The 21,976-nt window shown below is 72.3% G+C and carries 20 protein-coding genes; 8 read left to right on the top strand and 12 right to left on the bottom strand.

Annotated elements, in window-relative coordinates; translation table 11 throughout:
- Nucleotides 1–11: 11 nt before the first annotated feature.
- Both murJ and ACFFJG_RS09815 read right to left on the bottom strand, forming a co-directional pair.
- Nucleotides 12–1,640: a murein biosynthesis integral membrane protein MurJ gene (gene murJ, locus ACFFJG_RS09820; RefSeq protein WP_378518466.1), complete on the bottom strand. Its 1,629-nt coding sequence runs from the start codon at nucleotides 1,638–1,640 to the stop codon at nucleotides 12–14.
- Nucleotides 1,637–3,868: a DUF6049 family protein gene (locus ACFFJG_RS09815; protein ID WP_378518465.1), complete on the bottom strand. Its 2,232-nt coding sequence runs from the start codon at nucleotides 3,866–3,868 to the stop codon at nucleotides 1,637–1,639. The genes murJ and ACFFJG_RS09815 overlap by 4 nt, the downstream gene beginning before the upstream one ends.
- A gap of 64 nt (nucleotides 3,869–3,932) precedes the next feature.
- Here ACFFJG_RS09815 and ACFFJG_RS09810 point away from each other — a divergent pair, with 64 nt between their 5' ends.
- Nucleotides 3,933–5,438, top strand: a complete 1,506-nt coding sequence (locus tag ACFFJG_RS09810) for a CCA tRNA nucleotidyltransferase (protein ID WP_378518463.1) — start codon at nucleotides 3,933–3,935, stop codon at nucleotides 5,436–5,438.
- A gap of 42 nt (nucleotides 5,439–5,480) precedes the next feature.
- Here ACFFJG_RS09810 and ACFFJG_RS09805 read toward each other — a convergent pair whose 3' ends face one another.
- From ACFFJG_RS09805 to ACFFJG_RS09780, 6 genes are all read right to left on the bottom strand, one after another.
- Nucleotides 5,481–6,110, bottom strand: a complete 630-nt coding sequence (locus ACFFJG_RS09805; protein ID WP_378518462.1) for an HAD family hydrolase — start codon at nucleotides 6,108–6,110, stop codon at nucleotides 5,481–5,483.
- A 23-nt stretch (nucleotides 6,111–6,133) separates the two neighbouring features.
- Entirely contained in the window at nucleotides 6,134–7,075 is a 942-nt protein-coding gene (locus tag ACFFJG_RS09800) for a carbohydrate ABC transporter permease (protein ID WP_378518461.1), read from the bottom strand.
- A 7-nt stretch (nucleotides 7,076–7,082) separates the two neighbouring features.
- Complete coding sequence (locus tag ACFFJG_RS09795) at nucleotides 7,083–7,955, bottom strand: carbohydrate ABC transporter permease (RefSeq protein WP_378518460.1); 873 nt, start codon at nucleotides 7,953–7,955, stop codon at nucleotides 7,083–7,085.
- Between the two features lie 74 nt (nucleotides 7,956–8,029).
- Complete coding sequence (locus ACFFJG_RS09790) at nucleotides 8,030–9,403, bottom strand: ABC transporter substrate-binding protein (protein ID WP_378518459.1); 1,374 nt, start codon at nucleotides 9,401–9,403, stop codon at nucleotides 8,030–8,032.
- A 183-nt stretch (nucleotides 9,404–9,586) separates the two neighbouring features.
- Nucleotides 9,587–10,669 (bottom strand): inositol-3-phosphate synthase, encoded by a 1,083-nt coding sequence (locus tag ACFFJG_RS09785; protein ID WP_378518458.1) that lies wholly within the window; start codon nucleotides 10,667–10,669, stop codon nucleotides 9,587–9,589.
- Nucleotides 10,670–10,710: 41 nt separating this feature from the next.
- A complete protein-coding gene (locus ACFFJG_RS09780; RefSeq protein ID WP_378518457.1) occupies nucleotides 10,711–11,322 on the bottom strand; it encodes a PadR family transcriptional regulator in 612 nt (203 codons plus the stop codon).
- A 73-nt stretch (nucleotides 11,323–11,395) separates the two neighbouring features.
- Between ACFFJG_RS09780 and ACFFJG_RS09775 the strand changes: the two genes are divergently transcribed.
- Complete coding sequence (locus ACFFJG_RS09775) at nucleotides 11,396–13,717, top strand: transglycosylase domain-containing protein (RefSeq protein WP_378518455.1); 2,322 nt, start codon at nucleotides 11,396–11,398, stop codon at nucleotides 13,715–13,717.
- An 8-nt stretch (nucleotides 13,718–13,725) separates the two neighbouring features.
- Nucleotides 13,726–14,970 (top strand): glycosyltransferase family protein, encoded by a 1,245-nt coding sequence (locus ACFFJG_RS09770; protein ID WP_378518453.1) that lies wholly within the window; start codon nucleotides 13,726–13,728, stop codon nucleotides 14,968–14,970.
- Here ACFFJG_RS09770 and ACFFJG_RS09765 read toward each other — a convergent pair.
- From ACFFJG_RS09765 to ACFFJG_RS09750, 4 genes are all read right to left on the bottom strand, one after another.
- Nucleotides 14,881–15,960 (bottom strand): alanine racemase, encoded by a 1,080-nt coding sequence (locus ACFFJG_RS09765; protein ID WP_378518451.1) that lies wholly within the window; start codon nucleotides 15,958–15,960, stop codon nucleotides 14,881–14,883. The genes ACFFJG_RS09770 and ACFFJG_RS09765 overlap by 90 nt on opposite strands.
- 4 nt (nucleotides 15,961–15,964) lie before the next feature.
- On the bottom strand, nucleotides 15,965–17,104 hold the full coding sequence (locus ACFFJG_RS09760; RefSeq protein ID WP_378518450.1) for a lipid II:glycine glycyltransferase FemX: 1,140 nt from the start codon (nucleotides 17,102–17,104) through the stop codon (nucleotides 15,965–15,967).
- Between the two features lie 149 nt (nucleotides 17,105–17,253).
- Nucleotides 17,254–18,075, bottom strand: coding sequence for a deoxyribonuclease IV (locus ACFFJG_RS09755; protein ID WP_378518448.1), 822 nt, complete (start codon nucleotides 18,073–18,075; stop codon nucleotides 17,254–17,256).
- Nucleotides 18,072–19,001 carry a serine/threonine-protein kinase gene (locus ACFFJG_RS09750; RefSeq protein WP_378518446.1) on the bottom strand — a complete coding sequence of 310 codons (930 nt, stop codon included), beginning with the start codon at nucleotides 18,999–19,001 and terminating at the stop codon, nucleotides 18,072–18,074. Before ACFFJG_RS09750 ends, ACFFJG_RS09755 begins: the two co-directional genes overlap by 4 nt.
- Nucleotides 19,002–19,175: 174 nt before the next feature.
- On the opposite strand from ACFFJG_RS09750, the gene ACFFJG_RS09745 reads away from it, so the two are divergent.
- From ACFFJG_RS09745 to rplI, 5 genes are all read left to right on the top strand, one after another.
- Nucleotides 19,176–19,757, top strand: coding sequence for a hypothetical protein (locus tag ACFFJG_RS09745; RefSeq protein ID WP_378518445.1), 582 nt, complete (start codon nucleotides 19,176–19,178; stop codon nucleotides 19,755–19,757).
- A 326-nt stretch (nucleotides 19,758–20,083) separates the two neighbouring features.
- Entirely contained in the window at nucleotides 20,084–20,374 is a 291-nt protein-coding gene (gene rpsF / locus ACFFJG_RS09740) for a 30S ribosomal protein S6 (RefSeq protein ID WP_121136696.1), read from the top strand.
- 113 nt (nucleotides 20,375–20,487) lie between these two features.
- Entirely contained in the window at nucleotides 20,488–21,126 is a 639-nt protein-coding gene (locus ACFFJG_RS09735) for a single-stranded DNA-binding protein (protein ID WP_378518443.1), read from the top strand.
- A gap of 85 nt (nucleotides 21,127–21,211) precedes the next feature.
- Nucleotides 21,212–21,448 carry a 30S ribosomal protein S18 gene (rpsR, locus tag ACFFJG_RS09730; protein WP_056603689.1) on the top strand — a complete coding sequence of 79 codons (237 nt, stop codon included), beginning with the start codon at nucleotides 21,212–21,214 and terminating at the stop codon, nucleotides 21,446–21,448.
- 14 nt (nucleotides 21,449–21,462) lie between these two features.
- Nucleotides 21,463–21,909 (top strand): 50S ribosomal protein L9, encoded by a 447-nt coding sequence (rplI, locus tag ACFFJG_RS09725; protein ID WP_378518440.1) that lies wholly within the window; start codon nucleotides 21,463–21,465, stop codon nucleotides 21,907–21,909.
- Nucleotides 21,910–21,976 lie beyond the last annotated feature (67 nt).

Raw genomic sequence — 21,976 nt, 5'->3', positions numbered from 1 at the left:
CATCGTAGGGCTCAGCGGCGGCGCACCCTCGCCGCCACGGTGTCGACCAGACTCGTGACCTCGCGCACGTGGAGCAGGCGGGCGCCCAGCAGGACGACCACCATGCCGACGCCGGCGCTGAGGCCGCCGCGCACCAGCGAGAGCACCGGCCCGGGGTAGCGGCCGAACCCGGCGAGGCCGCGCTCGACCAGCCACGCGGCGAGTCCGGCGACGAGGAGCACCAGCGCCATCCTCACCAGGAAGCGCACCAGCTGGGGCGTCTGGAGCCCGCCCACGGTGCGGCGCAGCAGCACGAAGCTCACGCCCGCGCCCACGACGTAGGAGGAGAGGTAGGCGACCACCAGCAGCGGCGCGGTCTGCTGCGGGGAGCCGAGGGGCACCAGCACGCTGGCGACCAGGACGTTGGTCGCCGAGACCGCCAGCTGGATGAAGAAGACGAGCCGGGTGCGTTCCATGGAGTAGAACCCGCGCAGCATGAAGTAGTGGATCGTGAAGAACACCAGCGCGGGCCCGAAGACGGCGAGGGTGGGGGCGAAGTTCGCGGCCTCCTGCGCCCGCTTCCACCCGAACGCGAAGCCGGCTACGTCGACGGCGGTGATCGGCAGCAGCACCGCGAAGGGCAGGACGAGCGCGAGCGCGGTGCGCAGGGTGGATCCGACCGTGCTCCCGAGGTCGGCGAGCCGGCCCTCGTGGGCGTACGACGAGAGCCGCGGCAGGATCGCGGTGGCCAGCGAGACGGTGATGATCGCGTGCGGCACCATCATGATCAGCAGGCTGTTGGAGTAGACGACGTAGCCGTTGCCGCCGCTCACGGAGCCGCCTGAGGCCAGCCGGACCACGACGAGGTACGCCGCCTGCGTGACCAGGACGAACAGGACGGTCCACACGCCCAGGCGCAGGGTGTGGCGCAGCTCGGGGTCGCGGAAGTCGAAGCGCGGGCGGTAGGTGAACCCCGAGGCGCGCAGGTAGGGCACCAGCACGACGAGCTGGGCGACGATGCCGAGCGTCGAGCCGAGGCCGAGCAGGAGCTCGGCGTCGGAGCCGAGCGCTGCGCCGCGCTCGGCCCTGCCGGTCGCGCCGAAGGAGAGCAGGTAGGCCACGAGGACGAGCACCGAGAGCAGGTTGTTGGCGATCGGGGCCCACATCATCGGCCCGAACCGGCCGCGGGCGTTGAGCACCTGCCCGACCAAGACGTACATCCCGTAGAAGAACACCTGCGGCAGGCACCAGCGGGTCAGGTCGACGATGGACTCCAGCTGGGTGGCCTGGGCGGGGTCGTAGAAGTCGCCGTCGAGGTAGAGCCGCAGCACCAGCGGCGCCGCGAGCACGAGCACGAGCGTCACGGCACCCAGGAACAGGGCGGACAGCGTGATCACCCGGCTGGCGTAGGCGTCCCCGCCGTCGATGTCCTCCTTGATCCGGCGCACCAGCTGCGGCACCAGCACCGCGTTGAAGATGCCGCCGGCCAGCAGGATGTAGACCATGTTGGGCAGCGTGTTGGCGATGGCGAAGAGGTCGCCGCGCACGCCCGAGCCGAGGGCGACCACGAGCAGCGCCGCGCGGACGTAGCCCGAGGCGCGGGACACGACCGTCCCGGCCGCCATCACCGCCGACGAGGTGAGCACCTTCTGGTCGGTCACGGGGCCTCCGGCTCCGGGTCGCTGACGGGTTCGTCCTCAGGCTCGGACTCGGCGGCGCGCAGCTCCGCCCGCCGGGCACGGACCTGGGCGGGGAGGCGGTAGCCGATCATCCCGAAGAGCACGAGCGCACCGGCGGCCATCACCCCCCAGATCAGCGCGCTGACGCGCGCGGCGCGGATCGGCACCTCGTCGGACGCGCCGAGGGCGACCCCCTCGGCGCTGGTCACGCGGAGCCGGACGCGGTGGATGCCGGCCTCGGTGGCGGAGGCCTTGAAGCGGACCACGCTGCGCGCACGCGGCCCGAGGGTGCGCACGCTGTCGCCGGTGAGGGTCAGCGAGCCGTCGCTGCTCACGCCGATGCCGACGGTCACGGGCTGGTCGAGGCCGTTGACCAACGTCGCGCCGAGCGGTCCCGAGTCGCTGGACAGGGTCACGCCCGGGGGCGCCTCGATGGTGATCGAGCCCAGGTCGTCGCGCAGCGCCTCGGTCACCCGGTCGGCCGCGAGGCGGGCCGGTCGCGGCCGCTGACGGTGGTGCTCCGAGAGCGTCACGAGCGTCTCGTCGCGCACCTGCGCCTCGATGGTGGTCTGCAGGGTGAGCACCTCCTCGAGCAGCGCGGCGGTCTCGGTGGTGCGGTCGGCGGCGACGAACGCCGACGCCGGCAGCTCCGCGTCCGTCTCGTCCTCGCCGTAGACCAGCGTGGAGGCGTCGACCGAGCGCGCCGGACGCGCCTCCAGCGAGGTGACCAGGACCGGGGACAGCCAGGGCTGGTCGAGCTGGTCGAAGAACTTCGCGGCGTCGGTGTCGCGCCACGTCGAGGGCAGGTTCATCACCAGCGCCGGGGCGTCGGGCGCGAGCGCCCGGAGCGCCGCCTCGCTGATCACGCGCTGGCGGACCGCCAGCGGGTCGGTCGCGGCCGTGGGGGCGGGTCCGCCGGACTCGGCCCCGGTGCTGGTCACCACGACCTTGTGCCCGAGCAGGCGCACGGTCGAGGACGACGACGAGGGCGGGATGGCGAACGCCGTGTCGGCCAGCATCAGGACGGTGCCCTCGGGCGTGGCCGCGATCGCGTCGGGGCTCATCCGTCCGCTCTCGGGCGCGACCGCGGGACGGGCGGCGAGGCCCAGCTCGCCCATCACCTCGGCGCTGCGGGCCTGGGCCTCGGCGAACCGGCCGGAGCCGTTGCGCACGGCCGCGTCGACGTCGAGGTCGCCGAAGGGCAGCGTGAGCACCTCGTCGGTGCCCACGAGGGTGGCGAACCTCGCCAGCCAGTCGGTCGCGGCGGCCTGGATCTCGGGGTCGAGCTGCTCGTCGTCGTCGGCCTCGACGGGCGCCACGGGTGCCGGTGAGTCGGTCGAGGGGGTCCCCGACGGCGTCTCGGTCGGCTCCTGGCCCGGCACCCGCTGGTCGGGGACGAGTGAGCGCGGGGGGTTGCCGACGGCCAGCCGCCGCACGGCCTGGAGCACGGCCGGGTCGACCAGCCAGGTGTAGGGCGTGGAGCCCGCCGCCTCGGCCGTGTCGAGCACCCCGTCGAGGGAGCCCCCGTCCGCGAGCCGTCGTACCCACCGGTCGACCCCGCCGATCCGGCCGTCCTCGTCGTACCAGACCCGCATCCGCAGCGGCAGCACCAGCGAGAGCTCCTGGGTGCGCTCGCCGGGTGGGAGGACCGGGATGAAGGTGCGCGCGCGGCCGTCGGCGACGGTGTCGCGCGGCACGGCGCCGTCACCGATCGCGTGCACGCCGATCCAGTAGACGCCGGCCTCGTCGGGCACGCCGAGCAGGCTGCGCGGGATGGAGTCGGAAAATCGCTGCGTCTCGCCGGGGGCCAGCGAGTCGATGGTGTCGAAGGTGCCGGGCACCGTCACCCGCTCGCCGACGTAGGCCGACGGCGGCACCGTCGAGGCGGAGTTGGCCAGCAGGAGCGGTGCCAGGATCGGGCTCTGGGAGGCGAAGGCGTGGGTGTTGACCCGCGTGAACGTCACGTCGCTGGTGTTGGTGACGGTGCCGGTGATCCGCACCTTGCCCGAGCGCGGCAGGACCGGGTCGATGCTGTCGATGTGGACGACGAGGGGGTCGGCCTCGTCGGCGGGCGCCGCCGCGGCACCCGCCGCACCGCCCAGCACCACGGCCAGCAGGACGGGCAGCAGGACGGCGACCACGACCCCGACGGGAGCCCCCCGGGCCGTCAGTGCGCCCAGGGCAGCACGGACGTCGGACGGGCGGGGCACGCACGAACTGTAGAGGACCGGGCGCGACCGGATCGGGGGGCCGCGCGGGGCCGCGGGGTCACGGATGAGGGCCGTCCGCCCCGGCCCCCTAGACTGGACCGCCGTGTCCGACACCGCCTCGCCCCCGCTCACGATCGTCGAGATCCAGCGCCGTGTCGGCGCCGAGCTGGACCGCATCGGATCGGTCATCGACGAGCTCGGGGCGCGCTTCACCGAGGCCGGCGAGGAGCTCGCGCTCGTCGGGGGTCCGGTGCGTGACGCGATGCTCGGTCGGCTGCAGCAGGACCTCGACTTCACCACCTCCGCGCGCCCGGAGGTGACCGAGCGCCTGGTCTCCGGGTGGGCGGACGCCGTGTGGGACATGGGCCGCGCGTTCGGCACGATCGGCTGCCGCAAGGGCGGGTGGCAGGTGGAGATCACCACCTACCGCTCCGAGACCTACGACCCGTCCTCCCGCAAGCCCGACGTCGACTTCGGCGACAGCCTCGAGGGCGACCTGGGCCGGCGGGACTTCAGTGTGAACTCGATGGCGGTGCGGGTGCCGAGCCGCGAGTTCGTCGACCCGTCCGGCGGGATCGTCGACCTCGCGGAGCGGGTGCTGCGCACCCCCGGGACGCCCGAGGACTCCTTCTCCGACGACCCGCTGCGGATGATGCGGGCCGCGCGGTTCGCCGCGCAGCTCGGCTTCTCGGTCGCGCCCGAGGTGGTCGCGGCGATGACCGCGATGGCCGGGCGGATCGAGATCATCTCCGCGGAGCGGGTGCGCGACGAGCTGGTCAAGCTGATCTGCGCCCCCCACCCCCGCCTGGGGCTGACCCTGCTGGTCGAGACCGGCCTGGCCGACCACGTGCTGCCGGAGCTGCCGGCGCTCGCCCTCGAGCGCGACGAGCACCACCGGCACAAGGACGTCTACGAGCACACGCTGACCGTCCTCGAGCAGTCCATCGACCTCGAGCACCGGCTCGCGCCGCCCGGCGAGCCCGTCCGGCCCGACTTCGTGTCCCGCTTCGCCGCGCTCATGCACGACGTCGGCAAGCCCCGCACCCGGCGCTTCGAGAGCGGCGGCGTGGTGACCTTCCACCACCACGACGTGGTGGGTGCCAAGCTCACCCGCAAGCGGATGCAGGCACTGCGCTTCTCCAACCACGACATCGACGCGGTCTCGCGCCTCGTCGAGCTGCACCTGCGCTTCCACGGCTACGGCTCGGGGGAGTGGACCGACAGCGCGGTGCGCCGCTACGTCCGCGACGCCGGCGACCAGCTCGAGCGGCTGCACATCCTCACCCGCGCCGACTGCACCACCCGCAACCAGCGCAAGGCCGACCGGCTGCGCCGGACCTACGACTCGCTCGAGGAACGGATCGCCCGGCTGTCGGAGGAGGAGGAGCTCGCGGCCGTGCGGCCCGACCTCGACGGCAACCAGATCATGGAGCTGCTGGGGATCGGCCCCGGGCGCGAGGTCGGCGAGGCCTACCAGTTCCTGCTCGAGCTGAGGCTCGACGAGGGGCCGCGGACGCCCGAGCAGGCCGAGGCCGCGCTGCGGGCGTGGTGGGCGGCCCGCCAGGGCTGAGCCCGCCCACGCGCCGGGCCGGGTGCGCTCAGGCGAGCGCGCTCAGGCGCTGAGGTCCGCGACCTGCGCGTCGAGCCAGGCCGGGAAGGCCGTGAGGTCGTCGAGGACCACGTCGGTGCCGGCCTCGACGAGCTCGTCGCGGGTGCAGCCGCCGGTCAGCACCGACACGCTGAGCACCCCGGCGGCCCGGGCACCCTCGACGTCGTGGACGTGGTCGCCGACGTAGGCCAGGGCGCCCTCGCGGCGCAGCACGTCGGCCTTGCCCAGCCCCCACACCCACCCCTCGAGGAGGTCGGCCTCGAGCCCGAGGTGGTCGAGGTGCAGCTGGGCGTTGGGGGCGTACTTCCCGGTGACCACCAGTACCCGGCCGCCGTGCGCACGCACCGCGGCGAAGGCCTCGTGGGCGCCGGCGAACGTCGGCACGGTCGTGATCGCGTGGTCGGGGTAGAGCGCACGGAACCGGTCGCCGGCCGGGGCGACCTGCTCGGCCGGCAGGTGGGGGGCGAGGAGGTGGTCGAGCGGCGGGCCCAGGCGTCGGGTCATCTCCTCGACGGGGAAGTCCACCCCGAGCTCGGTGCCGAGCGCCAGCAGCACCGCGCGGAAGCCCGCCGCGGTGTCGATCAGCGTCATGTCGAGGTCGAAGCCGACCACCAGGGGCGTACGTCCACTCACGCCTGCGAGCGTACGTGCGCGGCTCAGCCCTTGCTGCCGGTGGTGGCCACGCCCTGGATGATCTGGCGCTGGCCGAGGAAGAACACCACGATCATCGGCACGGTGGTGATGACGCTGGCCGTGACCACCAGCTCCCAGTGCCACTCCCCGCCGAAGCCGAACTGGTCGAGCATCGACTTCAGCCCGCGGGGCACGGTGAAGTCCTCGCGGTCGCGGAGGTAGATCAGCCCGCGCATCAGGTCGGTCCACGCCGCCTGGAACTCGAAGAGCGCGACGACGACCAGGGCGGGCCGGGTGAGCGGCAGCGCGACGTGCCAGAAGACACCCCAGTGGCCGGCGCCGTCGATCTCGGCCGCGTCGAACAGCTCGGGCGGCAGGCCGAGGAAGAACTGCCGGAGCAGGAAGATGTAGAACGCCGTGCCGAACAGGTTGCCGGCCCACAGCGGGGTCAGCGTGCCGACCATGCCGAGCGAGTCCCAGATGAGGTAGGTCGGGATCATCGTCGCCGCCCCCGGCACCATCATCGAGGCCAGCACGAGCCCGAACAGGACGTGGCGGCCGCGGAACCGGTAGCGGGCGAACCCCCAGGCGACCAGCGCGCTGGAGACGGTGACGGTGAGGGTGGCCATCACCGTCACGAACGCCGTGTTGAGCAGCCAGGCCGCCATCGGTGCGGCGTTCCACACCTCGACGTAGTTCTCGAAGGTCAGCGTCTCCGGGATGAGCCGGTTGTCGAAGACGTCGCTGCGCGGCTTGAGCGAGGCGCTGACCAGCCACACGAAGGGATAGACGAACGCGACCGTCATCAGCACCAGCCCGGCGCCCACGCCCACGCGGGCGGCGAGCACGCGCGGGGTCGTGCGCTGCCCCGTCGGCGCGGGACGCCCCGTCGCCGCCGGCTCCGGCCCCCCCGGCGGGAGGGCGGTGGTGGGGCCGGCCTCCCCGGCCCGGTCGAGGGTGCTCATGCCGCGCTCACCTCGCCCCGCCCGTGTAGTGGACGTAGCGCCGGCTCAGCCACACCTGCACCGCCGTCACGAGCATGACGATGAGGAACAGCAGCATCGCCAGCGCCGAGGCGTAGCCCATGTGCAGGAACTCGAAGGCCTGCTGGAACAGGTAGATGGCGTAGAACAGCGCGGCGTCGTTGCTGTAGGTGGTGTTGCCGGCGCCGAAGAAGGCGGTGTAGGCCTCGGTGAAGGACTGCAGGGAGGCGATGGTGTCGACGACGACGATGAAGTAGATCGACGGGCTGATGATCGGCAGGACCACGTGCCACAGGCGCTTGGGCCAGCCGGCACCGTCCACCCGAGCGGCGTCGAGGAGCTCCTCGGGCACCTCCTGCAGGGCCGCCAGCAGGATGATCACCGACGAGCCGACGGTCCACAGCGAGGTGATCACCAGCCCGGGCTTGACCCAGGTGGGGTCGGTCGTCCAGTTCGGCCCGTTGACGCCGAACCACCCGAGCACCTCGTTGACCAGCCCGCTCTGCCCGTTGAGCAGCATCAGCAGCAGCACGCCGACCGCGACCGGGGGCGTCATCTTGGGCAGGAAGAAGGCGGTGCGGAAGAAGCCCGCGGCGCGCCCCGCACGCTGGAGCAGCAGGGCCAGCGCGAGGGAGAAGACGAGCTGGGCCGGCACCGACATCGCCGTGTAGACGAACGTGTTGCGCAGGGCCAGCACGACCTTGTCGTCGCCCATGAGCTCGCGGTAGTTGTCGACACCGACGAACGTCGGGTCGTTGATGACGTCGTAGTCGGTGAGCGACAGGTAGGCCGTGTAGAGCACCGGGTAGGCCATGAACACGACGAACCCGATGATCCACGGGCTGATGAACAGCAGCGCCACCCGTCCCTCGTGGCGCCCTCCGCCCCCGCGGCGTTGGCGCCGTCGGGTGGGGGAGGTGGACGGGGCGGCCGTGCTCACTTGTCGTCCCAGCTCGCCCATGCCTCGTCGAGCGCCTGCTGCGCCGCTTCCTGGGCGTCGGCCATCGCCTCCGCAGGCTCCTTGTCGCCGGTCAGCACCTTGTTGACCTCGTCCTGCCAGGCCTGCTCGAACTCGTCGCCCGCGGGGTTGGCCGGCATGGAGAAGGTGTGGTCGTTGGCCTCGTAGGTCGCGGCGACCGCCTGCGACCAGACGTCGTCGCCGTCGGTGGGCGCCATCGCCTCGATCTGGGCGTCGGCGTCCTCGTTGGCCGTCAGGACGCCGGTGAAGAGCCCACCGTCCTTCTTCCGGGCGGCCACGCGCGCCTCGGCGGCCGCGACCCACGAGTCGGTCTCGGTCATCACCCGCGCCATCCGGCACGCCGCCTCCGGGTCGGGGCTCCCCTTCGGGATGGCCCACGCCGACCCGGACGCCCAGGCGAGCGGCTCGCCCTGGCGGTCGCGGACGGTGTCGAACGCCATCGGCGCGTCGGGGGAGACGTCGTTGAGCACGTTGACGTACCACTGCTCCATCGGCATCGCGCCGAGGGTGCCGCTGGCGAACTGGTTGCCGTCGCCGAAGAAGTCGGCGGAGTCGCGCAGCGCCTTGACCTCACCGAAGCCGCCCTGGGCGTCGTAGACCGACACGGCCCACTCGAGCGCCTCGACGACCTCGGGGCTGTCGAGCTGGGCGGTGCGGCCGTCCTCGGAGATGAGGTCGGCGCCGTTGGCCTTGGCCCACAGCGGGAGGAACTCGGGGAGCTTGCTGTCGTAGCCGATCGTCGCCAGGTTGCCGCCCTGCTGCTTGGTCATGTCCTCGTCGGCGGCGAGCACCGCGTCCCAGTCGGAGCCGTTGACGTCGTCGAGGGTGTGGCCCGACTGCTGGAGCAGGTCGGCGTTGGCCTGGGTGATCTGCACGACGTTGAACTCGGGGATGCCGTAGACCTGGTCGTCGAAGGTGACCTCGTCGAGCGCCGAGGGCCGGAAGACCGAGGTGTCGATGCCCTCGCCCTCGATGCAGTCGGTGAGCGGGACGACCGCTCCGCGGGAGGCGAAGGTGCCGATCTGGCTGCGCTCGGCGTAGACCAGCGAGGGCGGCTGGCCCGACGCGACCGAGGAGAGGAACTGCTGGATGTCGAGGTCGCCCTCGACGAGCTTGACCTTGGCGTCGCCGAGCTCCTGCTCCGCCCTGTCGAGCCGGACCGTGGCGATCTCGTCGCCGGCGCCGAACCCCATCACCTCGACCGTGCCCGTCAGGTCGGCGTCCGGGTCGAAGGAGGCGTCGCTCGTGGTGTCCGAGCCGCCCGTGCCCTGCGCGCAGCCGGCCAGCAGGCATCCCGCAGCCAGCGCCGCCATCGTCGTGGTGAACCTCATCGTCGCCTCCTGTCGAGCCGGACCGTCCGACCACAGGACGTACCCGGGGAGCAGCGCTTCCATCCGCCGCGGGGTCCGAGGACGCGCACGACCCCCCGTCCGGGACGCGGACGGGGGGTCGTGGGGGGTGGAACAGGTGGAGCAGGTGGAGCGGGTCGGGCGTCGCGGACGACGCCCCGTGGGTCACTCGCCCTTGATGAACTTCTCGAGCTCGGCGCGGCCGAGGTCGTCGGGCATCTGCACCGGCGGGGACTTCATCAGGTAGGTCGAGGCCGGGATGATCGGGCCGCCGACCTTGCGGTCCATGGCGATCTTCGCGGCGCGGACGGCGTCGATGATGATGCCGGCCGAGTTCGGGGAGTCCCAGACCTCGAGCTTGTACTCGAGGTTGAGCGGGACGTCACCGAAGGCGCGACCCTCGAGGCGGACGTAGGCCCACTTGCGGTCGTCGAGCCACGCGACGTAGTCGGACGGGCCGATGTGGACGTTCTTGCTGTCGATCTTGTCGGCCAGCTCGCCCTTGAGGTTGGACGTCACGGCCTGGGTCTTGGAGACCTTCTTCGACTCCAGGCGCTCGCGCTCGAGCATGTTCTTGAAGTCCATGTTGCCGCCGACGTTGAGCTGGTACGTGCGGTCCAGCGCGACGCCGCGGTCCTCGAACAGCTTGGCCATCACGCGGTGGGTGATGGTGGCGCCGACCTGGCTCTTGATGTCGTCGCCGACGATCGGCACGCCGGCGTCCTCGAACTTCTTGGCCCACTCGGGGTCGGAGGCGATGAAGACCGGCAGGGCGTTGACGAAGCCGACACCGGCGTCGATCGCGCACTGGGCGTAGAACTTCGCGGCCTGCTCGGAGCCCACGGGGAGGTAGCACACGAGGACGTCGACCTCGGCGTCCTTGAGCGCCTGCACGACGTCGACCGGCTCGGCGGCCGACTCCTCGATGGTCTGGCGGTAGTACTTGCCGAGGCCGTCGAGCGTGGGGCCGCGCTTGACCTCGACGCCCAGGGTGGGGACGTCGGCGATCTTGATGGTGTTGTTCTCGGAGGCGTTGATGGCCTCGGAGAGGTCCTTGCCGACCTTCTTGTCGTCGACGTCGAAGGCGACGACGAACTGGACGTCGTTGACGTGGTAGTCGCCGAACTTCACGTGCATGAGCCCGGGGACGGTGCCGGCCGGGTCCGCGTCCTTGTAGTACTCCACGCCCTGGACGAGGGAGGTGGCGCAGTTGCCGACTCCGACGATCCCTACTCGTACCGAACCCATGGGGCTCTCCTTCTCATTGCGGGGTCTGTGCTGGTTGGTTGTCAGTTGCTCGGACTGGCTTGCTCGTGCCGGGTGATCGACGGGGACGCCGCGGATGGCGGGGCCGTCGGGGGGTCATCACCGCGCTCGGCGCGGATCAGGTCCGAGAGCCACCGGACCTCACGCTCGACCGACTCCACGCCGTGGCGCTGCAGCTCGCCGGCGTACCGGTCGACCTCGGCCTGGGTGCGCTCGAGCTCCGCCTGGACCCGGGCCAGGCGTTCCTGGAGGCGCGAGCGTCGTCCCTCGAGGACGCGCAGGCGGATCTCCATGTCGGTGGAGGAGAAGAACGCGAACCGGATGTCGAAGTTGTCGTCCTCCCACGCCGTCGGGCCGACCTCGGACATGAGCCGGTGGAACTGCTCGTGCCCGGCGTCGGTGACCTCGTAGACGATCCGCGGGCGGCGGCTCGTCGGCGTCGTGGTGGTGGCGACCTCGGTGATGAGGTTGGCGCGCAGCATCTTCTTCAGGGCCGGGTAGAGCGAGCCGTAGGACAGCACCCGCCCCCATCCCAGCATGAGGTTGAGCCGCTTGCGCAGCTCGTAGCCGTGCATGGGTCCCTCGTGCAGCAGTCCGAGGACTGCGAGTTCGATGGTGTCACCACGGCGTGCCATGCGACCTATCGTACCGATATATCCGCAGACGACGAATCCGGGATCGCCGAGCGCCACCCGTACCCTTTCCCGCGTGAGTGCGAAGAAGAGGCGGGCGGACGGCCCGGCGCAGAAGCGTCGACCGAAGGCCAGGAAGACCCCCCGCCAGCGCCTGGCGACGGTCGCGAAGGTGTTCGGGGTCCTGGCGGTCGTGGGTGCGCTGGTGCTGGCCGGCATCGCCGTCGTCCTCTACCAGGCCATCGGGATCCCCGACCCCAACAAGGCCTTCGAGGCGCAGACCACCTTCGTGTACTACCGCGACGGTGAGCAGCAGCTCGGCACCTACTACGACGACCAGAACCGCGAGTCGATCCCGCTCGGCGAGATGCCCGACTCGATCAAGGACGCCGTCGTCGCCGCCGAGAACCAGACGTTCTGGACCGACAAGGGCATCGACCCCAAGGGCATCCTGCGCGCGCTGTTCTCCAACGCGCGCGGCAACGCCCGCCAGGGCGCGTCCACGATCACCCAGCAGTACGTCAAGATCCTGTACCTGAGCAGCGAGCAGAGCTACAAGCGCAAGATCAAGGAAGCCGTCGTCTCGCTGAAGATCCAGCAGCAGCTCGACAAGAAGGAGGTGCTGGAGGGCTACCTCAACACCATCTACTTCGGGCGCGGCGCCTACGGCATCCAGGCTGCGTCGAAGGCCTACTTCGACCACCCGGCCTCCGAGCTGAGCCTGCGCGAGTCGGCCGTGCTGGCCACGGTGCTCAACAACCCCACCCAGTACGACCCGCGCAACGGCAAGGACGCCAGGGCCGACCTCAAGGACCGCTACGAGTACGTCCTCGACAACATGGCCGACCTCGACTACATCACCGCCGACGAGCGCGACAAGGCCCTCAAGCGGCTCCCGAAGTTCCCGAAGATCGCCACCCAGAGCCAGTTCGGCGGCCAGAAGGGCCACATGCTCGCGCTGGTCAAGCAGGAGCTGCTGTCGAAGGGGATCGCCTCGGAGGAGGAGATCGACGGCGGTGGCCTGCGGATCACCACGACGTTCGACCCCCAGGTGATGGCCGACGTGCAGGAGGGCATCGAGGAGCAGAAGCCCGAGGGCTTCGGCGACAAGGAGCTCCACATCGGCGCCGCCACCCTCGAGGTCGGCACGGGCGCGGTGCGCGGCTTCTACGGCGGTCAGGACTACCTCCAGTCGCAGATCAACTGGGCGGCCACCGGCGGCATGGCCGGCTCGACGATCAAGCCGCTCACCGTCGCGGCCGCGCTCAAGCAGGGCTTCTCGATCGAGGACACCTTCGAGGGCAACTCCCCCTACGAGTTCCCCGACGGCACCGAGGTGCGCAACGAGGGCACCGGCTCCGACGGCCTGGGCAACGACTACGGCTCCCAGGTCAGCCTGGTGACCGCCGGCGAGCAGTCGATCAACACCGCCTTCGTCGACATGTCCGACTCGATGGAGGACGGTCCGCAGTCGATCTACGACATGGCCCGCGCGCTGGGCATCCCGGGAGAGACGCCGTCGAGCAAGTACCCCGGCATCCCCAGCAAGTCGGTCGACTTCAGCCCGTCCGACACCCTGATCACCCTCGGCAAGGGCCGGGTCAGCCCGATCAACATGGCCAACGCCTACGCCACCATCGCCAACGGCGGCCTGCGTGCCGACGCGCACGTGGTCGAGAAGGTCGTCGACCGGTCCGGCAACACCATCTACGAGTGGCAGCCGAGCACCCGGCGCGCCGTCGACGAGGACATCGCGGCCGACACCTCCTACGTGATGCAGCAGATCGTGCAGAACGGCACGGGCCGGGCCGCGCTCGCCCTGGGCCGCCCGGCGGCCGGCAAGACCGGCACCGCGACCGGCGGTGAGGACGAGCACGTGTCCTCGAGCTGGTTCGCCGGCTACACCCCGCAGATGGCCACGGCGGTGATGTACGTCCGCGGCGACGGTGACGACCAGCTCGACGGCTGGCTGCCGTCCTACTTCGGTGCCGACTACCCCGCCTCGACCTGGACCGGCATCATGCAGAAGGTGATGGAGGGTCGCGAGGTCGAGGAGTTCCCGGAGCCGGCCTACGTCGACGGCGACGCGCCCGAGGACGGTCACGAGTACACCCCGCCGCCGCCCGCGCCGTCGCAGCCGCAGCCGACCCGGACGCCGACGAAGACGCCGACCATGGCGCCGTCGACCCCGACGGAGTCGCCCACGGAGTCGCCGACCGAGACGCCGACGGAGACGCCCACCGAGACGCCGACGACCCCGGTCCCGACGACCCCGGTGCCGACGACGCCCGTGCCGACCGAGCCGGTGCCCACGACGCCCGCGCCCACGGAGACGCCGAGCGCGACCGCCACGCCGACCGCCCGCACCCAGCGGCACGTCGTCGACACCAGGCCCTGACGAGCGCCGTGGACCGCCCGTCGCCCACCCGGACCGACGCGGTCGCGGCTGCCGTCTCGGAGGTCGTCGGCGGTCCCGACGGCGACCACTCCGCCGGGCACCCCTGGTGGAGCCCGGCCCGGGTGCTGGTCGGCGCCACCGCGGTGGTGCTGGCCGGCGGGATGGTGGCCAAGACCGACTGCACCTCACCGGGGTGGGGCGGCGACCAGCACGCCTACGCCCACCTGTGCTGGAGCGACGTCGCCGGCCGCCCGGTCCAGGCGGCCACCCCGCCCGGGATCACGAGCTGGCTCGAACGCCTCGCCGGCGTGCTCCCCGGGAGCGGCACCGTCGCGACGACCGCCGCGCTCGCGGTGCTGCTCGCGGCGCTCGCGATGCTCGCCACGGTGCTGCTCGTGCGCACCGACCGCCACCGGCCCTGGGCCGCGGCCGGGTGGGCGCTGAGCCCGGTGCTGCTGCTCGGCTGGATCTCGTGGGAGGTGGTCGCCGCGGTCGGCGTCGCCCTCCTGCTGTGGGGGTGGACGTCCGGGCGCGCGTGGCTCGCCGGTGTCGGCGCCGGCATCGGTGCGGCCTTCGCCCTCCCCGTCGCGCTCGCCCTCGTCGGCGTGCTGGCGGTCGGCGGTGGTGGACGCGAGCGGTTCCGCGCCCGGGTCGACGCGGTCGTCGCGGCGGCAGCGGCGTACGTCGTCGTCACCCTGCCCGGCCGCGGCGGCACCCAGGACGCCGACATCGGCTCGGTCTGGCTGGTCGTGGAGCAGCGCGTGGGCCGCCCGTCGGCGACCGTGCGCACCGTGGTGACGGTCCTCGTGCTCGCCCTGGCCGCGGTCGCGGTGTGGTGGCTGGTCGACCGGGCGCCGCGGGCCGGGGTCCGCACCGCCGCCGGCGCCGGTCTGGTGCTCCTGGTCGCGGCCGTGCTGGTGTCAGGCTCCGCGCCCCCCGAGCTCGCGCTGGTGGTGCTGCCGCTGGCCGCGCTCGCGGTGCGCCGCTGGCGCGACCTGCTGGTGTGGCAGGGCTGCGAGCTGGTGAGCTGGGCGGTCACCGGGTGGTACGTCGGTGGCGCGCTGGAGCCGACGGTGACCGACGACGTCCGCGCCTACGCGCTGGCGGTGCTGGTGCGCACGGTCGGGCTGCTGTGGCTGGTGGCGTCGGTGCTGCTCGACGCCTCAGTCGACGACGACGTGGTCGACGTCGGTCGTGGTGAACCTGACCCGGACGTCGACCTGCTCCCCGACGCGGGGCACGCGGGCGCCTGAGGGCAGGAACAGCATCGAGGCCTGCATGTGCGGGGGCTCGGCGAAGAGGCGCTGCTTGCCGTCGATGGAGAAGGGCGAACGGACGAAGCCGGCCGCGTCGAGGCCACCGCGGGCCAGGGTCGCGGCGCGGGCCTTGAGCGACTGGTCGCCGGTCGGCGCCTCGAGGCCGATGCCGTGCGCGGTGCCGCCACTGACGACGACGATGTGGCCGCTCTTGGGCGCCGAGCGCCCGCGGTAGCCGAAGACGTCGCCGCGCTCGACCTCGTGCACGTCGAGGACGGTCGCGGTCACCCGCAGCGCGCCCCGGTCGCCGAGCCAGAGCCCGGTGCCGATGCGGGGACGGAAGGTGAAGTCGGGGTAGGTGGTGGCCAGGCGCCCGAGCTCGTCGTGGGTCAGGTGGGACACGAAGATCGTGCGGGCCGGGAGGCCGGAGGCGACCACCTCGTTGACCAGCCGGCTCACCTCGCCGAGGTGGGACGTGGTGTTGAGCGGCAGGTGCAGGGCGATGCCCCGCAGGCCGCTGCGGCCGGCCCCGAGCACCTCGGCGGTGGCCTCCAGCTCGCGCCGGGTCATCCCGTGGCGCCGCATCGAGGTCAGCTGCTCGAGGACGAACCGGGCCGACGGGTCGTGCGCGAGCAGCGCCTCGAGGTCGGCGGGGCGGCTCACGGTGTGCACGACGCGCGCGGCCGTGCGGGCGTCGAGTCGGGTGGCGGTGCCGAAGGGGCGCCACGGGGTCATCACCAGGACGTCGCCGGCGTAGCGCGAGGTGACCTCGTCGAGCTCGTCGTAGGTCCCGATCGCGAGCAGGTCGAGCGGGGCGCCCGTCTCGGCGGCGTGGTCGGCCAGCCACTGCGCCCGCCGGGCCAGGCGGCCGAGGGTGAGGCCGTAGCCGTTGCCCTTGGCGACCGGCACGATCCCGGGGAACCGGGTGGCGGTGGCGAGCAGGTGCGCGCGCCAGCGCTCGCCGTCGACGGTCAGGGTGAGGCTCACGAGCTCATCCTCCCCGCCGGGCCAGGTAGACCTGGAACGCCTTGTAGATGGCGCGGTTGAGCGGCAGGTCCCACTCGCCGGCGTGCTCGACGGCCTGACCGCCGGTGCCGACCTTGAACTGGATCAGCCCGACGTGCGGGTCGTCGGCGTCGAGGGTCTCGGTGATGCCGCGCAGGTCGTAGACCTCGGCGCCCTGCGCGAGGGCGTGGCGCATCATGGCCCACTGGACGGCGTTGGAGCCGCGCACGTCGCGCTTCTCGGTCGACGACGCGCCGTAGGAGTACCAGGCGTGGGTGCCGACCCGGATCGCGATCGTGGCCGCGACCAGGTCACCCTCGTGGCGGGCCAGCCACAGCTGGATGCGGTCGGGGTCCTCGGCGGCGAGCGCCTCGACCATCGTGCGGAAGTAGCCGAGCGGGCGGGGCGTGAAGTGGTCGCGCTCGGCGGTGTGGACGTAGAGGGCGTGGAAGGCCTCGAGGTCCTCGGCGCCGCCGCGGGTCACCTCGACGCCGGCCTTGTCGGCCTTCTTGATGTTGCGGCGCCACAGCTGGTTCATGCCCGCGAGCACGTCGGCCTCCGAGCGGGGCACGCCCTGCTCGTCGACCAGCGGCACCTGGAAGTTGAACTGCGGCTGACCGGCCGCGAAGCCGCCCTCGGTGCCCTGCTGCTGCCAGCCGAGCTCGTGGAGCTGGGCGATGACGCGGGCCCCCTCCTGCGAGCGCTCCAGGGGAGGGACGTCGCCGAGGCGCCGCACGGCGGGGTCGGCGATGCCGGCCTTGACCTGCTCGGCCGTCCAGCGGCGGGTGACCACGGGCGGACCCATCCGCACCGCGAAGGCGCCCTGCTTCTTCAGGTGCGCCACCAGCGGGGTCAGCCACGCCGCGAGGTCGCCGTCGTTCCAGTCGATGACCGGGCCCTCGGGGACGTAGGCGAGGTAGCGCCTGACCTTCGGGAGCTGGCGGTAGAGCACGAGGGCGGCGCCGACCACCTGGCCGTCACGCTCCCAGCCGACCGACTCCGAGCGCCAGTCGGACTTCACGGCCGCCCATGCGGGGGTCTGCAGGAAGCTCGCGGACGGCCGGCTCGCGATCAGGTCGCGGTGCTCCTGCGCGGAGATCGGGCGGAGCGTCAGGCGGGTCGTCACCCCGGAGAGGCTACAAGGGACCAGACACGACCCCCGTACGTGTCTGGTCCCTTCACCCGTACTGACGCGGGGCGCCGGCGTTTGGTTGCACCCGTGTCAGAACTTTCCTGACGGATCTCGGCGCCGGGCGCGTGCGCGGACCGCCCGGGTCAGAGGCGGTCGCGCAGCCAGGCGAAGTCGGCGAGGTGCTCCGCGGCGCCGCCGGGCGTCTCGCAGATCACCGGCGCCCCCGCCTCGCGGACCACGCCCGCGAACTCGTCGGGCGGCAGGTGGCCCTGGCCGAAGTTCGCGTGGCGGTCGGCACCGGAGTCGAAGTCGTCGCGCGAGTCGTTGGCGTGGACCAGGTCGATGCGGCCGGTGATCGCCCGGACCCGCTCGACCGCGTCGCCGAGCTCGATGCCGCCCGCCCACGCGTGGCAGGTGTCGAGGCAGAAGCCGACCATGTCGGCGCCCTCCGCCGAGGAGATCGCGTCCCAGACGCCGGCGATGCGGTCGAGGTGGCGGGCCATCGCGTTGTCCCCACCCGCGGTGTTCTCGATCAGCAGGGGGATCTTGAGGTCGGTGGCCTCGATCGCCTTGCGCCAGTTGTCGAAGCCGACGGCGGGGTCGTCGTCCTTGTTGACGTGGCCGCCGTGCACGACGAGCCCCTTGGCGCCGATCTCCGCCGCCGCGTCCATGTGCTGCTGGAGCAGCTTGCGGCTGGGGATCCGGATGCGGTTGTTGGTCGTGGCGACGTTGACGATGTAGGGGGCGTGGACGTAGAGGTCGACGCCGGCCTCCTCCGCCGCGGCGCGCAGCGCGGGCGCCCCGCCCTCGAAGCGGACCTCCGGCCCCTTGTAGCCCTGGGGGTCGCCGAGGAAGAACTGCACGAGCGAGGTCTCCCGGGCGATCGCCTCCGAGACCGGGTCGGTCTGCTCGACGTGGGCCCCCACGGGGACGACGGACGACTGGCCGGACGCGCTCTCGCTCATGACCACCACCCTAGGAGCACCCACAGACACCCCGCGACGACCGCGAGGAGGGCGGTGACCGCGGCCCAGCCCGCCAGGTCGGCGTCGACGGGCGCCCGCCACGACGTACGACGACGGGGTGCCGCGCCGACGCGGTCGGGCACTGCCGGGCAGCGGGGCGGCGGCACCGGGAGCCGGCGCAGCAGCCGGAGCGCGGCCTCGGCGGAGACGAGTCGCTGCTCGGGGTCGGGGACGAGCAGCCGCTCGAGCAGCGGCCGCAGGGGGTGGGGGGGGATCGCGCCCTGCTGCGCCGGCGGCAGGCCGGTCACCAGCTCCAGGGCGACCCGGCCGACCGCCCACAGGTCCTGCGTGGGCTCGGGGGCGGCGCCCCGGGCCTGCTCGGGCGCCATGTAGCCGTCGGTGCCGATGGCGCCCGGCACCGTGGTGAACCGGCGGTCCGCGATCGGCGCGGCGACCCCGAAGTCGCCGAGCCGCAGGTGGGGAGGGCCCTCGCCGGTGGCCTCGAGGAGCAGGTTGGCCGGCTTGACGTCGCGGTGCACGAGACCGGCGGCGTGCACCGCGGACAGGCCGAGCAGCAGCTGCTCGACCAGCACCGCGACCGTGCCGGGGTCGAGGGGGCCGTGCTCGCGCAGCAGGTCGGCGACCGACCCGCCGCGGACCAGCTCCATCGCCAGGACCACGAGGTCGTCCTCCGCGGCCCAGCCGTGCGGCGCCACGACGTGCGGGTGGCGCACCCGGACCGCCTGCTCCCGCACGAACCGTGCGAGGAGCGCGGCACCGTGTCGGCCCAGCACCTTCAGCGCCACCTCGTGCCCGGTGCGCTCGTCGCGCGCGCGCCACACCGAGCCCATCCCGCCCGCACCCACCTGGTCCAGCAGCACGTAGCGCCCCGCCACCACGGTCGCGGTGCGCGAGGAGGAGGACACCAGGCGACGCTAGCCCCGCGCGACCCGGCCCCGCTCCCGTCCTCCACAGGCACGGGTCCCGCGTCGGCCGACGAGGTCCAGACCAGTGGTGCCAGCACGTTTGCCCGCCCCGGTCCCGGTGCAGGATCCTCGCGCTGACCGGCCCCACCGAGGGGCCCGACGGGGGAGAACCCGATGTCCGACACCACGCCCGGAGCCGAGCCCACCCCGGAGCCGACCCCTCCGCCGTCCTCGTCCACGCCGCCGCCCGCCTCCTCGGGTGGGGGCTGGTCGGGCTCGGCCGCCTCCCAGCAGGCCAACGAGGCCGTCGCGACGCTGAAGAAGGGCAACCCGCTCGACCTCGCCACCATCGGCGCCGGCCTGCTGGTCCTCCTCGGCTCGCTGCTGCCCTACTACACGGTCTCGGTCTCGGGGTTCGGCGCGAACGCCTCGGAGTCCGTCACCGCGTGGCACGGCTTCTTCGGCTGGTTCGGCGCGCTGCTGGCGCTGGCCGCCGCGGTGGTGCTGGTGCTCCACCTGCTCGCGGTGGCGCTGCCGGTCCCGGTGCGCCTGACCGTCCTCGGTCTCCTCGCCCTGAGCGCGCTGTGCACCCTGCTCGCGCTGTTCGTGATGCCCGGCGGCAGCTGCGACGACAGCCTCCTCGGGGGCTCGCTGTGCGACATGATCGACCAGGGCCACGGCGTCGGCTACTGGCTGGCCCTCCTGGCCTCCCTCGCCGGCACCGGGCTCGCCGTGCTCCGGCGGACCGCTCCCTGACCCAGGGCCCTGCCTCCCGGCGGCGACTCCCCGGATATCCGGGGAAGTCGCTGCTTCGCGGTCGAGACATCGCGTACGAAGCGGCAGGTCCGGCCGTGAAGTCGGCTGCGCGCCCGCCGGGACGCCCGATCCGTCCGGGCCGCGAACCCCCGTCCACAGGGCGGCGTACGACGATTCCGGGGGCCGGCCCGCGCGCTGGTAACCTCTCCCGGTTGCCTTCGGGCGACCTTCCGCGGGCCCGACCCCATGTCAGGCGCCGTGGACGCACAGCCCTCCTGCCACGGAAAGCCCGTGGCCGCTCTAGCCCAGAGGAGGTGGAGACCGCTATGCGTGCTTATGAAGTGATGGTCATCCTCGACCCGAGTCTCGACGAGCGCACCATCGAGCCGTCGCTCGACAAGTACCTCAACGTGATCCGCAAGGACGGCGGCTCGGTCGAGTCCGTCGACGTGTGGGGTCGTCGCCGGATGGCGTACGAGATCAAGAAGAACGCCGAGGGCATCTACGCCGTCGTCAACCTGACGGCCACGCCCGAGACGGTCAAGGAGTTCGACCGCCAGCTCACGCTGAACGAGTCGATCCTGCGCACGAAGGTCATGCGTCCCGACGCCCACTGATCGCCCCCGCGGCATCTGTGGATAGCACCTTCCCGCTGTCGGTCCCGGCCTGTTTGATGGGCTCGGGACCGGGAGCACCCCGGATCAACAGGGACACCTAGAGGAGACCTGACATGGCAGGCGAGACCACGATCACCGTTGTCGGCAACCTGGTCGACGACCCGGAGCTGCGGTTCACCCCCTCGGGGGCACCCGTCGCGAACTTCCGGATCGCCTCGACCCCGCGCACCTTCGACCGCCAGAGCAACGAGTGGAAGGACGGCGACACGCTGTTCCTCTCCTGCGCTGTCTGGCGCCAGGCCGCGGAGAACGTCGCCGAGTCCCTCCAGCGGGGCATGCGGGTGATCGTCCAGGGTCGCCTCAAGTCGCGTCAGTACGAGACCCGCGAGGGTGAGAAGCGCACCGTCTTCGAGATCGACGTCGAGGAGGTCGGCCCGTCGCTGCGCAGTGCATCGGCGAAGGTCACCAAGACGCAGCGGTCCGGCGGCGGTGGCGGCTACTCCGGCGGGTCCGGCGGGTCCGGCGGCGGTGGCGGCTACTCGGGCGGCGGTGGCGGGCAGCAGTCCGCGCCGGCCGACGACCCGTGGGCCAGCCCCGCGCCCTCCCAGGGCAGTGGCGGCGGCTGGGGCGGTCAGTCCCAGGGCGGCCAGTCCCAGGGTGGCCAGTCCTTCGGCGGCGGTCAGTCCGCGCCCGCCAACGACCCGTGGGCCACGCCCGGGGTCTCCGGCGGCAACGACGAGCCGCCCTTCTAGGTCCTGATCCGGACCACCGAAACATCCATCACCATTCCGTCCCTGATTGCCTTCAGGGCCGGGCTCACTGAAAGGGAGCACCACAATGGCCAAGGCAATTCTGCGCAAGCCCAAGAAGAAGGTTTGCCAGTTCTGCAAGGAGAAGGCGACCGGTGTCGACTACAAGGACACCACCCTGCTCCGCAAGTTCATCTCCGACCGCGGCAAGATCCGCGCCCGCCGCGTGACCGGCAACTGCGTCCAGCACCAGCGCGACGTGGCCATCGCCGTCAAGAACGCGCGCGAGCTCGCCCTGCTGCCCTACACGTCCACCGGTCGCTGAGAGGAGCACGGACGATGAAGCTCATCCTGACCCAGGAAGTCGACGGTCTCGGTGCTCCCGGTGACGTGGTCGAGGTCAAGGACGGCTACGGCCGCAACTACCTCGTGCCCCGTGGCCTCGGCATCCGCTGGACCCGTGGTGGCGAGAAGACCATCGAATCGATCAAGTCCGCCCGTGCCGCCCGCGCCGCTCGCGACGAGGGCCACGCGCAGGAGATCAAGACCAAGCTCGAGGCGAGCTCGGTCAACGTGAAGGTCCGCTCGGGCGCCGGTGGCCGCCTGTTCGGTGCCGTCACCACCTCGGAGATCGCCGACGCGATCACCGAGGTCTCGGGCGAGAAGGTCGACCGCCGCACCATCGTGGTCACCAACCCGATCAAGTCGCTCGGCGCCCACACGGTGTCGGTGAAGCTGCACGACGAGGTGTCGGCCACGGTCGCCCTCAACGTCGTCCCGGCCTGATCACCTGATCACCGCCTGACGCACCACCGCGACGGCCCGCCCCTCCTCCGGGAGGCGGCGGGCCGTC

The organism is Nocardioides zeicaulis (assembly GCF_042432345.1).
GTDB classification, from domain to species: Bacteria; Actinomycetota; Actinomycetes; order Propionibacteriales; family Nocardioidaceae; genus Nocardioides; species Nocardioides zeicaulis.
Note: the sequence above shows the minus strand (reverse complement) of the source record. Positions and strands in the feature narration are given on the sequence as shown.

Coding starts and splice junctions, on each gene's coding strand:
- ACFFJG_RS09780 (WP_378518457.1), bottom strand. CDS start 11,322: ATGGCACGCCGTGGTGACACCATCGAACTCGCAGTCCTCGGACTGCTG.
- ACFFJG_RS09785 (WP_378518458.1), bottom strand. CDS start 10,669: ATGGGTTCGGTACGAGTAGGGATCGTCGGAGTCGGCAACTGCGCCACC.
- rpsF (WP_121136696.1), top strand. CDS start 20,084: ATGCGTGCTTATGAAGTGATGGTCATCCTCGACCCGAGTCTCGACGAG.
- ACFFJG_RS09755 (WP_378518448.1), bottom strand. CDS start 18,075: ATGAGCGAGAGCGCGTCCGGCCAGTCGTCCGTCGTCCCCGTGGGGGCC.
- rplI (WP_378518440.1), top strand. CDS start 21,463: ATGAAGCTCATCCTGACCCAGGAAGTCGACGGTCTCGGTGCTCCCGGT.
- ACFFJG_RS09800 (WP_378518461.1), bottom strand. CDS start 7,075: ATGAGCACCCTCGACCGGGCCGGGGAGGCCGGCCCCACCACCGCCCTC.
- ACFFJG_RS09810 (WP_378518463.1), top strand. CDS start 3,933: ATGAGGGCCGTCCGCCCCGGCCCCCTAGACTGGACCGCCGTGTCCGAC.
- ACFFJG_RS09790 (WP_378518459.1), bottom strand. CDS start 9,403: ATGAGGTTCACCACGACGATGGCGGCGCTGGCTGCGGGATGCCTGCTG.
- ACFFJG_RS09735 (WP_378518443.1), top strand. CDS start 20,488: ATGGCAGGCGAGACCACGATCACCGTTGTCGGCAACCTGGTCGACGAC.
- rpsR (WP_056603689.1), top strand. CDS start 21,212: ATGGCCAAGGCAATTCTGCGCAAGCCCAAGAAGAAGGTTTGCCAGTTC.
- ACFFJG_RS09745 (WP_378518445.1), top strand. CDS start 19,176: ATGTCCGACACCACGCCCGGAGCCGAGCCCACCCCGGAGCCGACCCCT.